Origin of the sequence: Ornithinibacillus californiensis (assembly GCF_001038485.1) — a bacterium.
Taxonomy (GTDB): Bacteria; Bacillota; Bacilli; order Bacillales; family Amphibacillaceae; genus Ornithinibacillus; species Ornithinibacillus californiensis.
On record NZ_LDUE01000055.1, the window covers coordinates 111153 to 124723 of the forward strand.

Consider the following 13571-nt stretch of genomic DNA (forward strand, 5'->3'; position numbering starts at 1 on the left):
CCTCACTTAATTGAACATTTTATTAAAGCGAAACTCTTCATACTTCGTACCATCAACAATCGAAACATAATCCAGAACATAACGTCCTACTTCATCTAAGTAGGTAATCTCCCATAGTGCAGTATCGTCTATGTAAGCTGGAGTAATTTCTATGAACTCACAACCAACACAGTCTTTTGCCCATTTCTGTATCAATGCGTCTTCAGGTATAATCTCACTTTGATACACGACTCTCACGTCAACTTCTGAATCTTGTGGAACAAACACAATAACTTCTTCATCGCTAGCTGTAATTCCGTATACTATATAATATAGGCTATTCCCATGAAATCTCATTGTTTTAACAATCTGATTAACTTCAGTATCTCTGATAACTCTTTCTTCAGCGTTATCAAAACCAGCCGTTTTACTCTGTTGAACATCATGATATAGAAACAGAAGATAAATTATTATTGCAACAATTAAAAGAAAGACAGAAAGAAGTGTCCATTTAGTCCAGGAGGGTAACCTTACTTCTCGCTTATACATTTATAAGTCTGTTTCTAATTATATTTTTATCAACTTGATGATAATCCATTTTGAAACCCTCCATTTTTAACTATACCTATTAAAATGCTTCTATTCTTATCAATTATTGTTAATCATACTTCTCTAACTAGTGCTTATACTATTACTACGTTGAACTTAAATAAGATGAAACACCTATATTATACCAAGCAATTCTTGTTTTTTGTTTTGTTTTTATTTATTTCAACCAAAAAATTCTAAACACCATACCACCTTATTAAACTGATGCTGCAGCATCAGTTCTTTTTATTGCCCAAAATGGTGTAATTATTGTTTCCCAACTGTAACTGCCAAATCGACTTAAAACCACTCTTTCGCCCTTTGCATTAATTCCTTTGTCGAATCAAAAGCAATTGGTACTTTTGGAATTGAATCGATAAAATACTTCCCGTAGGATGATTTCATTATTCTCGCATCACAAACAAACACGATACCTCTATCATTAGTGGATCGGATTAATCGACCAAACCCTTGTTTAAATCGGATAACAGCATTGGGTAAAGCTAAATCATAAAATGCATTCCCACCATTCTTCTTCATATCCAATGCCTTCGCTTCGTAAACAGGGTGATTGGGTGGTTGAAAAGGTAGCCTTACGATTACTAAACAAGATAAGTCGTCACCAGGTATATCTACTCCTTCCCAAAAAGAGCTAGTTCCTAATAATATGGATTGTTCGAATGTCTGAAAATTTTTCTTTAATCTTTCCCTACTTCCACTTGATATCCCCTGTGCAATTAACACGAACTTTTCATTTTCCATCGTTTCCTTTAATAGGTAATAGGATTTTTTAAGCATATCATAGGAGGTAAATAAAACCATCATTCTTCCGTTTGTAATTTCTGCTAAAGATAGAATGGCCTCACATGTAGCAATTACAAAGTCTTCTGTATTTCCATAGCTTAGCTCTGGAAAATCACTAGGTACCATAACACGAACCTGCTCTTGATAAGAGAATGGAGATTCTATTTTCCTCGAAAACAAGCGTGTCTGTTGTACCCCAAGTCTCCTTTGGATAAAATGGAAGGAATTTTTCATTGTTAAAGTAGCACTCGTAAGGATCACACTATCTTTTACATTGAAGAATCTCTCATGCAACACTGAGGAAATATTAACTGGTTCACTATATAAATAAACAGCATTCTTAGCTCCATACGCCTCAATTTCTATCCATTTTACCTCAACAGAATCATTGTCGATTAAGAAGAGTTGTTCAATACCGTCAATACATGATTGTAAAATTTCTATACGATGTTCCGTTTCATCCTTCCTGTGTTTCTCTGTAAGATGTTGGCTTAACTTGGTAAGTTGATGGATAAGATCACGGACATAGAAGATTAACCTTGTTGCCATTTCCTTTATTGTATTCCAACTTTTTTCATTTTCTTTTCTACCTTCATAACGATATTGCATGCGACCAACATCACTTAAAACTTTCTTAGTTCCTTCCTGCTTGATTACATATTGGAAAATCGATCGAAATAAATCATCCAACTCATATTTCGTTAAGGTTAACAATTCGTTCCATTTCTCTTGGAATGAATCATTTGCCGATGGATTCTGTTTTTCCATAATTTTATCGATCCATTTCCCTTCCCCAATAGATCCAATCTGGTTAAAGACATGTTGCATATTAACATAATCTAACTTTAACCCATAATGCTTAGAAGCTGTCTCTTCCAAATGGTGGGCTTCATCAATAATAACTTTTTCATAACTAGGAAGGAACTGGTAATCATTAAAAATATCTGCACATAATAATGCATGATTGGTGATTATTATGTCTGCAAGTTGTGCATTTCTTCTAGCCTTTTGGTAGAAGGAGTACTTATACCAGGGAGATGAAGGATCTGCTTGTCCTTCGGTATCTGCAGATATTCTTTTATAAAATAATTGACCATGTGACGGTAAATGTAGCTCATCAATATCGCCAGTTTCTGTTTCCAGTAACCATACTAAGATCATTGCTTTTGTCAGTGCAATATCGTAATTATCCTGTTGGGATGTATACAGTTCATTGGCGAACTTTTCAATACTAATATAGTGCTGCTTACCTTTTAAAAGAGCAACCTTAAATGGGAATGAGACTAATTCTCTGATTAATGGTACCTCTTCTTCTAATAGCTGTGATTGTAACTGGGTCGTATATGTACTTATTACTAGCTTTTTACTCGATTGAACCGCTTCGTAAACCGCTGGGATTAGATATGCTAAGGATTTTCCTGTCCCTGTTTCCGCTTCTATCAAAGCATGCATTTTCGCCTGAAAGGAATCATAGATATCCTCAGACATTATCCGTTGACCTGTTCTCTTCTCATATTTCTTCATTTGTGCTTCCATCGTTCCATTCTCTTCATAAATGGAGTCTAGATATTCACCAAAGGAAGTAGTTATAGAAACTTTATCTCGATTAGTAGGAGAATTGTTACGAAAAGCCAATCCATTGTATGAAGTAAATATTGACTCTTCAGTAGAAAATGCTTTGGTTTCTTTATAATTTATTAATATCTCGTAAAGGTCTGATTTGAGTGATTTTTCTATTTTTAATAAATGCTCTAATGTCTCATAAGGTAATGAAGAAATTTTGTTCATTAGTTTTATAAATAGCTTTGCCGTTACAAATGCATCCGATAATGCACGATGTGGATTATTGTGCTCAATATTTAAATACTCTGCAAGAAGACCTAGCTTAAATCCAGGTGCCTGAGGGTACAATATCCTTGTTAGTTCCACCGTATCTATTACTGGATTTCTTAGTCCTGATTTTCCAATTGCACGTAATTCCCCATTTAAAAATCCCATATCAAATGGAACGTTATGTGCTATTAAATAACTATTTTCCAGTAAATTTACAATGGTGTCTGCCATTTCACTAAAAGTCGGGGCGTCTTTTACATCCTCGTCTTTAATTCCTGTTAACTTGGTAATAAATGGTGGTATCGTTTTATCAGGGTAAAGCATGGTGGAAAACTCATCGATAATTTGGTCATTTTCAATTACTACAATACCTACCTCAATGATTTTATCTTGGTTGGCAGATGAATTCCCAGTGGTTTCTAAATCTAATACAACAAAACGATTCATATCCTCACCACCTTTCTATTTCACTTCATAGTTTAAACTTGATTGGATATTTTTATTAAAGGCCACCGTATTTATTGAAAGATGAAAAGGCATCTCTGGCCTAAGAGATACCTCTTCCACACCATTATCAATGATTTTGAAACCAATCAATTTCTCCGGAATAGACCTTCTTTATCAAACCATCATTGTATTTCGCAAGTAATGCCCCATCCTCAGCAATTCCCACAATAGTAGCTTCCTGGACATCTTGAAAAGTCTTAATGGTTGTTTTTTCCCCTAGACGATAACCGTAACTTTCCCATTTATTCTTTACTATAGAAAAGCCTTGTGACATATAATCTGAATATGCTTTCTCAAAGGTAACGAATATGTTTTGAATTAATTTAGTTATATCCCAAGTCTTCCCTGTTTCTATTTTTATTGATGTTGCTTTAGATTGGACATCTATTGGAAGGTCGTTTTGTTCATGATTAACATTTATACCAATCCCAATCACGATATAGTTTATTTGATCTTGCTCTGCCTGCATCTCTGTTAATATTCCAGAAACCTTTTTATCAGCTAATATTATATCATTTGGCCATTTAATCTTCGGGTCTAAAAGTGACTCCTTTTTTAACACATCAGCCAATACAGTCGCAGTAAGTAAGGTTAATTGTGGAGCTAAATAAGGTAGTATGGAAGGTCTTAAAATAATGCTCATCCAGATTCCTTTATCTTTTGCACTATGCCACTCTCGGCTTAACCTACCTTTTCCTGTTGTTTGTTCATCAGCAATTACTACCGTTCCATGATCAGCATGATCAGACGCAAGTTGGTGAGCAATAAGCTGGGTTGATGTAACTGTTTCTTTATGAATAATTGTCTTCCCTAACCATTCTGTATGTAATCCCCATTGCACAGTGTTCTCGCTAACTTTATTAGGCGACTCAAGTATTCGGTACCCTTTATTCCTAACAGCTTCAATCCTATACCCATCTTTTTCTAATTCCTTCATATGTTTCCAAATGGCACTACGTGAAATTTCAAGTAGATTAGAAATCTCTTGACCAGATAAATATATATCTGGATTTTGTGATAATAAATTAATTATTTTACTTCGGGTGGATTCCATTTTATCCAATCCTTTAAAATTGATTTCTCGTTATGGATGACTCCATCAACGACTAATTTCTCCAGTTTAACTAATAAGTACTGAATCCATGGTCCTTTTTGGACAGTAGGAAATAAATCTATTATATCATTTCCATTGATAGCAAGTTCTTTTTTTGAAGTAATGGCTAAATTATCTTTTAAGGATATTAACTCGTTTTTATTTAATTCCCCTGGGGAAAGTACCTCAATTACCCGTGCAAAAGCATCGTGATAGCCTGGTAAGAGTTGGTATGCTAACCAATTGTCTAATCCACTCACTTGATAATATTCAATGGCATGACATAGAGTTTTTGCTTTCCTCAACACTTGATTAGAACATTTCCATTCCTTCACCATTTGTTGAATTCCAGCTTCAGAATCTACATGATGAATTAGGCAGATTACTTCCGCGATAGTCTCTAATGGCTGAATGGTATGCGTTATTCTCGATAATATAGGAACATTTTTCAATACTGGTAGATGTTGTTCAATTCCTAGCTCATTTATATATTCTAAGCCGCTTTTTACATAAGTACCTGCAAATAATTTCTCTAATTCAACCGTTATTCGCTCAACTGCTAGTCCCTCTATTGAAGACTTTGTTGCGGTTATAGCTTCACGTGTATGTTTTTCTATTTCAAAACCTAGTTGGCTGGAAAAGCGAACAGCGCGTAGAATGCGCAGAGGGTCTTCCGTAAAACGCTCATACCCGTTCCCTACTGTTCGAATCAAGCCTTTCTTCAGGTCTTCTTGTCCATCAAATAAATCAACCAATACTCCGGTTTTGTCCATGGCTAATGCATTAATTGTAAAGTCCCTACGTGCTAGGTCTTCATCGATTTTATCCATGAAAGAAACCGAATCTGGATGACGATGATCAGAATAATCGCCCTCCGTTCGGAAAGTAGTTACCTCATACGATACTTGGTTATGTCTAACAATAACAGTTCCATGTTCAATCCCAACAGGTATAACTTCATTAAAGATGGACTGAATCTCATGTGGTTTAGCGGACGTAGTAATATCCACATCCCCAATAGTCCGGTTTAATAGAGAATCACGAACACATCCACCGACAAAATAAGCCTGGTGTCCAGCACGCTCAATTGTATCTATTATGTAAATCGCCTCCTGGAAAGGCCCTGTTAATAATTTCATGAACATTAGCACCCCTAGGATATGTTATTCAGATAAAATCTTATGATATAATTCCACATACTGGTTCAGAATAATAGATGAATGAAAATGTTCGCTTACACGCTTCAAGGCATTTTGGGAAAAGTTATTTAGTAAACGATCATTTGTAAGTAGTTTGATAGCATAATCTGCAGCCTGGCGAACATCACCTAATTCCACAATAAAACCTGTCTCTTCATGGACAATAACCTCTGGTATTCCACCGACCTTCGTACCTATACATGGTACTTCACATGCCATCGCTTCTAATAGTACTAAACCAAAACTTTCTTTCTCAGACATTAATAAATTTAAATCTGCAATAGATAAGAGGTCACTAATATTCTTTTGTTTACCTAAAAATAACACATCATTTTGAATTCCTAGTTGTTCAACTAATTGAAACGTGGTGGAATATTCTGGTCCATCTCCGACTAGTAATAGCTTTGCTTGTAGCTCATCTCTAATTAGTTTAAACGTATTAATGGTATCTTCTAGCCTTTTTACTTTTCTAAAATTAGAGATATGAATTATGACCTTTTCATCTTCCTTAATGCCATATTCTGACTTAATTCGATGTAGATCTCTTTTAAAATATTCTTCTTCATTAACAAAATTATATATGACGGAAATTTCCTTTTCTGTTTCAATCATTCTTTTAGTTTGAATTACCAAGTCATTAGATACAGCTGTAACCGCATCTGATTTCTCAATCCCATATCGAATCATCCGTTTGAACGTATTATCAAATCCTAGAACTGTTATGTCAGTTCCATGGAGTGTCGTTACAATCTTCACGTCACGTTTAGCCATATCCCTGGCTAAAATAGCACAGATCGCATGAGGCATAGCGTAATGGACATGAAGTATATCCAATTCCTCGCGGTCAATTACCTCGGCCATTTTCGTAGCTAAAGCTAAATCATATGGTGGATACTGAAAAACGGGGTAATGACTAACCTCTACCTCATGAAAATAAATATTAGGAATAACCCGATTTAAACGAAATGGAAGGCTTGATGTAATAAAATGAATTTCATGACCTTGTTCTGCAAGTAACATTCCTAACTCTGTTGCGATTACCCCAGATCCACCAACTGATGGATAACAGGTGATACCTATTTTCTTCTTCATTCTTATTATTCCTTCTTTTCTTTAACGATTTTTCTCCAATCCAAGTCTCCTCGTTCGAGTCCATGGATAAAGATTTCTGCCGAACTGAGATTCGTAGCAAGTGGAATTTGATGAACATCACAAAGTCTTATTAGTGCACTAACATCTGGTTCATGCGGTTGGGCGGTTAAGGGATCTCTAAAGAATATAACCATATCCATTTCATTATTTGCAATCATTGCGCCAATTTGTTGGTCGCCACCATATGGTCCTGACTGAAAACGATGTACATCTAGTCCAGTTTCATCGGAAATCATCTTTCCAGTCGTACCAGTTGCAAATAAATTATATTCTTTTAAAACATGTTGATAGGCAAGAGCAAAATTAATCATAATTGGTTTCTTCTCATTATGAGCAATTAATGCAACGTTCATAAGATACCTCCATCCTTCAATCCAAATCTAGGACATTTTCTAAACCATATATAAGTCCGTCTATCTCTACTACGTGATTTACCGAGAGCTTAATACCGTCCATAAACGACTTTCTATTCATGGAATCATGCTTTATTGTTAAAGTCTGTCCTTCTCCTCCAAAAATCACTTCTTGGTGTGCAACTAATCCGGGGAGTCGTATACTATGTATATGAATTCCATCATCCGTTGCTCCTCTAGCCCCTGATAGGACTTCGATTTCATCTGGATGACCTTGCTGTTTACTTTTACGAACAGACTTAATCATTTCTGCTGTTTTCACGGCAGTTCCTGAAGGGGCATCTACTTTCTGGTCATGATGCTTTTCAATAATCTCAACATCTTCAAGATACTTTGAAGCAATCTTTGAAAAATGCATCATGAGAATGGCACCAACTGCAAAGTTTGGAGCAATAATAATACCTGTTTCATTCTCTTTTGCTACTTGCTGGATTTCTTCCAATTGTTCATTAGTAAAACCTGTTGTACCTACTACACAAGAAATCTTATTTTGCAAAGCCATAATAATATGATTAAAGCTTGCCTTAGCTACTGTAAGATCAATTAATACATCTACATCATTTGCATAAAAACATTCCTCAGGATTCTGATAAACAGGGATATTGTTTTCAGCAAGAATAGGGTTTAACTCCGTCTTATGGTCAATACAGCTTACTAAATTAAAACTAGGTTCATTTAATACCATATTTACTGCCTCAGAACCCATACGACCACGTGGACCTGCAATTACAATGTTCTTATTCATGGATTATTTGTTCCTCCTGCTGCAAATTATATTTTTGTCCATCTATCTTTATCTCTAGTTTCAAACTTAGTCATTGAACGATTAAATGAATCGGCAATGTCAATATCTAATGAATTTGCTATTGAAGCAATAACAAATAGAATATCTCCAAGCTCATCTTCAATTGTGTTTTCTTTCTCCGTTGCTTTCTTTGGTTTCTCTCCATAATAATGGTTAACCTCTCGCGCAAGCTCCCCCACTTCCTCCGTTAAACGTGCCATAAGTGCGAGAGGAGAAAAATACCCCTCTTTAAATTGGCTAATATAATTATCCACTCTTTGTTGAATGTCCTTTGTTGTTACTACCTTTGTATTTATGGTCCTTCGTCTCCTTTACCTATCGTTTCTTTAATGGTAGCGAATCCTAGGTTTTTTGACAAATTATTTAACATATGGAAAACATTGTTCTTGACTATTAATTTGATTATAATAGAAAAAGTGCGATTAAGTTGTCGTTTTTTCATTATCGGAGGTGTACACCAATGTTATTTGGCTTAAAATTTAAAAACATATTTTTTATTTTACTAGGAGCTGCAATTTTTTCATTTGGTATTGTTCATTTTAATATGCAACACAACCTTGGTGAAGGTGGATTCACTGGTATAACCTTAATCCTATTTTTTGCATTTAACTGGGACCCAGCAATAACGAATATTATATTAAATGTTCCAATCCTACTTGTTGGTTGGAAGTTTCTTGGAAAAAATACCTTTCTTTACACCATTATCGGAACGCTATCTGTGTCCGTATTCTTAAGTATTTTTCAAAACTATCAATACGATATTAATCTAGAACAAGACATGTTCCTAGTGGCTCTATTTGCAGGTGTCTTCATTGGAGTAGGACTAGGAATCGTATTCCGATATGGCGGAACAACTGGTGGTGTTGATATTATAGCAAGAATAGTCCATAAATACATAGGTTGGAGCATGGGGAGAACCATGTTTATGTTTGATTTTCTTGTTATTATGACTTCGATTTTTACCATTCTTGAGCTTGATCAAGGGATGTATACATTAGTCGCTGTATATATTGGCGCAAGGGTAATCGACTTTATTCAAGAAGGTGCTTACTCTGCACGAGGAGCAACAATTATCTCCTCAAGAAGTGGTGATATTGCCAAAAAAATCATGAAAGACATGGATCGTGGTGTTACTATTTTAGATGGACGTGGGAGTTTCACTGGAGAGAAGCGTGACGTGCTGTTTTGTGTTGTCGGTAGGAATGAAATAGTAAAGCTTAAGAGCATTATCAACACCATTGATCCACAAGCATTTGTAGCGGTTGGAACAGTCCATGACGTACTAGGTGAAGGGTTTACGCTTGATGAAAATAAAAACCCAATACATGATTAATATTTCTTCTTAATGAAGCTGCTATATTTTAACTTAAATGCTTTTTGGTAGTATCAAAATAAAAAAGGGATGAACTTAGTGGCTCATCCCTTTTAACCATTTTATTCTTGGTTACTTGCAACGATCATTAAAATAAATCTTATTAATTCTGCAACTGCTACTAAAGCTGCAGCTACATACGTCATCGCTGCTGCGTTCAATACCTTCTTGGTATCACGTTCTTCATTATTGCGGATAACTCCACTAGATACAAGCTGTGCCATTGCACGATTCGATGCATCAAATTCAACAGGCAACGTAACTAACTGGAACAATACAGCTGCTCCAAAGAAAACAACTCCAAGTATTGCAAGTTCGGTTAAACCCATTAGAAAGCCTGCAAGAATTAAAAAGAACGATATATTGGAACCAAAGTTAGCAACAGGTACTAACGCACTTCTAAATCTTAAAAACGCATAAGACTCTGCATCTTGAATAGCATGTCCAACTTCATGAGCTGCAACAGCAGAAGCTGCCATGGAGTGGCCATGATAAATCCCACTAGAAAGGAATACAGCTTTCTTTCTAGGATCATAATGGTCTGTCAGCATTCCTTTTGTTTCATGGATATCTACATCATAAAGTCCATTATCATTCAGTATTTTCCTTGCTACCTGAGCACCGGTCATCATCGATGACGTTGCTACTTTTGAATATTTCTTGTAGGTACTCTTAACCCTTGATTGAGCCCATAACGGGACAATTAAAAGTAAGGCTATATAAATCAGATAGGCACCCATTCGTTGCATTCCTCCAATGATGAATAGTATTTCTATAGGTCAATTTTAGTCAAAAATGGGAACTCAGTCAATTGATTTGTCGTTATCCTCTACTTTCTTTTGCTTTTCCCCTTTATATTTTCTCCAGCTCACATAAGATAATGTACAAGCAATGAGACCACCTACAATAATAATCAACCAATAAAAGGGAAACATTTCATCGTTTCCCTTTTCTCCTAGTTCTATTGCAATTACTTCCTCATCAAATAGGAGTCCCATAAGTAAATATACTAATATCCCTATGATTAGCCATAGTAGTGCCTTCAATGTCCTTGTCTTCATAGAGATCACCCTCATTGTAGAATCATCTCTATAAATGTATGAGCGATCTAGATACTATATAACTTAGTGGCTTGGCTTATTTTTAACACGAATTGTTAACTTATAAGCAATGTATATGGAGAGTATACTTAACCAGAAAGTGAAATAACCTATTTCGTTCATATAAATAGTTAATGACGAATACATGGGCATCATTTCAAATACATAATCGATTACATCATTATGTAAGGTCCAAACAGCGGCAATTACAATATGTATTAAACGGATCTTGTAATATGGCGCGTAAAGTAAACCTTGTATTGCCATACCAGCATGAGAAGCCATTAACATGTAGCCTTCTGGAGGCAAACCACCATTTACCCATAAAGTTAACAAATTCATTACCACAGCCCATAAGCCATATTTAAATAGGGTAATTATGGCCAAAGCTTCTATTAATGGAAAATGCTTTTTAAAAATGAAAAGTAGTAAAAAGATAGTGAAAAATAAGCTAGCGGTTGGACTATCCGGTACAAAGATTAAAAAGATATCTGGTGTCAGTCTTAACTGTGCACGATACCAATAGTATCCGTAAATAGTACCAAATAGGTTAATAAGGAATAATACAATAAGGAAGCGTCGGTCTAATAGTATAGCTTTTATCATATAAATGATGCTCCCCTCCATTTCTGATTTAAAAAGCACCTTTACCACAGTGGCAAAGGTGCTATAAAATATGGTGATTATTCTGCTGCCTTTTCGTTCACAGTCATGATGAAATCAACTAGTTGCTCAAGTTCTTCATCTGACCCAGTGAACATATTAGGAGGCATACCAGGGTCTCCTTCAAGACCTTCAACAGCTATTTTAGCTATTTCTTCCGCTGTATACTCAGTACCAAGTAGAGCTGGAGCCATTCCAGTTCCTTCTAATGCTTCACCGTGACACTGTAAGCAACTTGCTTCATACGCAGCAAAACCTTCATGTGATTTGTCAATTTCTACAGCTGTTGGTGGAATCGGTTTATTCATTTCAGCACGGGTTTCCCAATCCACATGTGATGCAGCTGTGTACGTTAACCAAATAGCTGACGTTAAACCTAGTAACATCATAATGACAGCGATTGGTCGTTGATGTGGACGACGCCCTGGACCATTATCTAGGAATGGCGCAAGAAGAAGTGCACCGAATGCAAGTCCTGGTAAAACAATCATACCTAATAGAATATAATTTCCACTTGCAAATTCGTATTTCAATAATTCATACAAGAACAAGAAGTACCAGTCTGGTAATGGTATATATGATGCGTTTGTTGGATCAGCCATTCCTTCTAATGGAGATGGATGAGCTAATGTAAGACTTAAGAACCCAACTAGGAATACCGCACCTACCAACCACTCTTTTAATAAAAAGTTAGGCCAAAAAGCTTCTGTTCTTCCAGGATACTCAGAATAATCTTTAGGTATTTGTGACGCTTTACGTTCTGCGGAAACCCGGGAGTCTCCAACAAATTTCATTCCTTTTCCCTTATGCATAGCTTTCCCCTCCTTTTTATAGTGGTCCTGAGATACCTTGTCTACGGATTAACACAAAGTGAATAGCCATCAGAGCAAATAATGCACCCGGCAGGAAAAATACGTGAATCGCAAAGAAACGAGTTAGCGTTTGAGCACCAACGATCTCCTCATCACCTGCAAGTAGTGCTTTTAATTCTCCTCCGATTACAGGAACCTGTTCGGCCATTTCTAGTCCAACCTGAGTTGCAAAGTATGCTTTGTTATCCCAAGGTAATAAGTAACCTGTGAAACCTAAACCAAGCATAACGAAGAAGATTAATACTCCAACCATCCAGTTTAATTCTCTTGGTTTCTTATATGCTCCTTGGAAAAACACTCGTAAAGTATGTAATAAAAGCATGACAATAACGACACTTGCACCCCAGTGGTGCATACCACGTACAATTTGTCCATGTGCAACTTCAGTTTGTAAGTAATAAACTGATTTCCAAGCGTTTTCAATGTCTGGCACATAATACATTGTTAAAAACATACCAGATAGAATTTGAATAACTACCACGAAGAATGTTAACCCACCAAAACAGTACACAAATGCAGAAAAGTGATGTGCAGGGTTTACGTGTTCTGGAACTTCATGGTCTGCAATATCCCGCCAGATCGGCGTAATGTCAATACGCTCATCAATCCAGTCATAAATTTTCTGTAGCATAAATAATTACGCCCCCTTTCTTGGTATCGCTTTACCTAAGTATAGCATTCCATTTTCTACTTTTTGCTCAAATGTTGGTAGTGGCGCTAATGGTGGTGTTCCTTTAACGTTTACACCATCCTTGGTATAGCGACCGTCATGGCATGGGCAAAAGAACTGATTTGGGTGATCTTCACTACCCTCCCAAGATACTACACAACCTAAGTGTGTACAAATTGGGGAAAGTGCTATAATGTCACCGTTATCATCCTTATATACCCAGGCAGTTCTACCTGGCTCAGACTCATACCAGCCATCTACTTGTTTAATTTTCCAATCGACACGTTGAGGTGTTGTTGTGATATCTTCAACGGCAAGTCCTACGTTTACAAATTCACCTTCAGATGGTGGCTGTAAAACTGGATCAATCGCCATTCTGAGCATAGGTGCAAGCAAACCAGCAGCCATAAATCCACCAACACCAGTTAGTGTATAGTTTAGAAATTGACGACGGGACACTTGTTGCTTTTCTTCGCTCATGATTTTCCCCCCTCTTCACAATAATCACGGACAATAATTTT

At 36.2% G+C, this 13571-nt stretch carries 15 protein-coding genes; 1 reads left to right on the plus strand and 14 read right to left on the minus strand.

Annotated features, from left to right (window positions below):
• Positions 1-6: 6 nt before the first annotated feature.
• From TE34_RS13230 to TE34_RS13265, 8 genes are all read right to left on the minus strand, one after another.
• A complete protein-coding gene (locus TE34_RS13230; RefSeq protein WP_047985288.1) occupies positions 7-528 on the minus strand; it encodes a cell wall elongation regulator TseB-like domain-containing protein in 522 nt (173 codons plus the stop codon).
• Between the two features lie 339 nt (positions 529-867).
• Positions 868-3651 carry an ATP-dependent DNA helicase DinG gene (dinG, locus tag TE34_RS13235; protein ID WP_047985289.1) on the minus strand — a complete coding sequence of 928 codons (2784 nt, stop codon included), beginning with the start codon at positions 3649-3651 and terminating at the stop codon, positions 868-870.
• 127 nt (positions 3652-3778) lie between these two features.
• Positions 3779-4765, minus strand: a complete 987-nt coding sequence (locus tag TE34_RS13240; RefSeq protein ID WP_047985290.1) for a biotin--[acetyl-CoA-carboxylase] ligase — start codon at positions 4763-4765, stop codon at positions 3779-3781.
• The gene (locus TE34_RS13245; RefSeq protein ID WP_047985291.1) at positions 4741-5943 is read right to left on the minus strand and encodes a CCA tRNA nucleotidyltransferase; all 1203 of its coding nucleotides are present in this window, start codon (positions 5941-5943) and stop codon (positions 4741-4743) included. Before TE34_RS13245 ends, TE34_RS13240 begins: the two co-directional genes overlap by 25 nt.
• Positions 5944-5967: 24 nt before the next feature.
• Positions 5968-7095: an N-acetyl-alpha-D-glucosaminyl L-malate synthase BshA gene (gene bshA / locus TE34_RS13250; RefSeq protein ID WP_047985292.1), complete on the minus strand. Its 1128-nt coding sequence runs from the start codon at positions 7093-7095 to the stop codon at positions 5968-5970.
• Positions 7096-7100: 5 nt separating this feature from the next.
• Positions 7101-7508 carry a methylglyoxal synthase gene (locus tag TE34_RS13255; RefSeq protein WP_047985293.1) on the minus strand — a complete coding sequence of 136 codons (408 nt, stop codon included), beginning with the start codon at positions 7506-7508 and terminating at the stop codon, positions 7101-7103.
• Between the two features lie 16 nt (positions 7509-7524).
• Entirely contained in the window at positions 7525-8313 is a 789-nt protein-coding gene (dapB, locus tag TE34_RS13260; protein ID WP_047985294.1) for a 4-hydroxy-tetrahydrodipicolinate reductase, read from the minus strand.
• A gap of 26 nt (positions 8314-8339) precedes the next feature.
• On the minus strand, positions 8340-8669 hold the full coding sequence (locus tag TE34_RS13265) for a nucleotide pyrophosphohydrolase (RefSeq protein ID WP_047985295.1): 330 nt from the start codon (positions 8667-8669) through the stop codon (positions 8340-8342).
• Between the two features lie 164 nt (positions 8670-8833).
• Between TE34_RS13265 and TE34_RS13270 the strand changes: the two genes are divergently transcribed.
• Positions 8834-9706 (plus strand): YitT family protein, encoded by an 873-nt coding sequence (locus TE34_RS13270; protein WP_047985296.1) that lies wholly within the window; start codon positions 8834-8836, stop codon positions 9704-9706.
• Between the two features lie 101 nt (positions 9707-9807).
• On the opposite strand, the gene TE34_RS13275 is transcribed toward TE34_RS13270, so the two are convergent.
• The 6 genes from TE34_RS13275 to TE34_RS13300 form a co-directional block, all read right to left on the minus strand.
• Positions 9808-10485 (minus strand): zinc metallopeptidase, encoded by a 678-nt coding sequence (locus tag TE34_RS13275; protein ID WP_047985297.1) that lies wholly within the window; start codon positions 10483-10485, stop codon positions 9808-9810.
• A 63-nt stretch (positions 10486-10548) separates the two neighbouring features.
• Positions 10549-10806, minus strand: coding sequence for a sporulation protein YpjB (locus TE34_RS13280; protein ID WP_047985298.1), 258 nt, complete (start codon positions 10804-10806; stop codon positions 10549-10551).
• A 63-nt stretch (positions 10807-10869) separates the two neighbouring features.
• Positions 10870-11451: a lipoprotein heptaprenylglyceryl N-acetyltransferase LhaT gene (gene lhaT / locus TE34_RS13285; protein ID WP_047985299.1), complete on the minus strand. Its 582-nt coding sequence runs from the start codon at positions 11449-11451 to the stop codon at positions 10870-10872.
• Between the two features lie 77 nt (positions 11452-11528).
• A complete protein-coding gene (locus tag TE34_RS13290) occupies positions 11529-12320 on the minus strand; it encodes a menaquinol-cytochrome c reductase cytochrome b/c subunit (protein ID WP_047985300.1) in 792 nt (263 codons plus the stop codon).
• Positions 12321-12336: 16 nt separating this feature from the next.
• On the minus strand, positions 12337-13011 hold the full coding sequence (qcrB, locus tag TE34_RS13295; protein WP_047985301.1) for a menaquinol-cytochrome c reductase cytochrome b subunit: 675 nt from the start codon (positions 13009-13011) through the stop codon (positions 12337-12339).
• A gap of 6 nt (positions 13012-13017) precedes the next feature.
• Complete coding sequence (locus TE34_RS13300) at positions 13018-13530, minus strand: QcrA and Rieske domain-containing protein (protein WP_047985302.1); 513 nt, start codon at positions 13528-13530, stop codon at positions 13018-13020.
• Positions 13531-13571: the final 41 nt, after the last annotated feature.

Coding starts and splice junctions, on each gene's coding strand:
- TE34_RS13255 (WP_047985293.1), bottom strand. CDS start 7,508: ATGAACGTTGCATTAATTGCTCATAATGAGAAGAAACCAATTATGATT.
- TE34_RS13245 (WP_047985291.1), bottom strand. CDS start 5,943: ATGAAATTATTAACAGGGCCTTTCCAGGAGGCGATTTACATAATAGAT.
- TE34_RS13300 (WP_047985302.1), bottom strand. CDS start 13,530: ATGAGCGAAGAAAAGCAACAAGTGTCCCGTCGTCAATTTCTAAACTAT.
- lhaT (WP_047985299.1), bottom strand. CDS start 11,451: ATGATAAAAGCTATACTATTAGACCGACGCTTCCTTATTGTATTATTC.
- TE34_RS13275 (WP_047985297.1), bottom strand. CDS start 10,485: ATGGGTGCCTATCTGATTTATATAGCCTTACTTTTAATTGTCCCGTTA.
- dinG (WP_047985289.1), bottom strand. CDS start 3,651: ATGAATCGTTTTGTTGTATTAGATTTAGAAACCACTGGGAATTCATCT.
- bshA (WP_047985292.1), bottom strand. CDS start 7,095: ATGAAGAAGAAAATAGGTATCACCTGTTATCCATCAGTTGGTGGATCT.
- dapB (WP_047985294.1), bottom strand. CDS start 8,313: ATGAATAAGAACATTGTAATTGCAGGTCCACGTGGTCGTATGGGTTCT.
- TE34_RS13230 (WP_047985288.1), bottom strand. CDS start 528: ATGTATAAGCGAGAAGTAAGGTTACCCTCCTGGACTAAATGGACACTT.
- qcrB (WP_047985301.1), bottom strand. CDS start 13,011: ATGCTACAGAAAATTTATGACTGGATTGATGAGCGTATTGACATTACG.
- TE34_RS13270 (WP_047985296.1), top strand. CDS start 8,834: ATGTTATTTGGCTTAAAATTTAAAAACATATTTTTTATTTTACTAGGA.
- TE34_RS13290 (WP_047985300.1), bottom strand. CDS start 12,320: ATGCATAAGGGAAAAGGAATGAAATTTGTTGGAGACTCCCGGGTTTCC.
- TE34_RS13280 (WP_047985298.1), bottom strand. CDS start 10,806: ATGAAGACAAGGACATTGAAGGCACTACTATGGCTAATCATAGGGATA.
- TE34_RS13240 (WP_047985290.1), bottom strand. CDS start 4,765: ATGGAATCCACCCGAAGTAAAATAATTAATTTATTATCACAAAATCCA.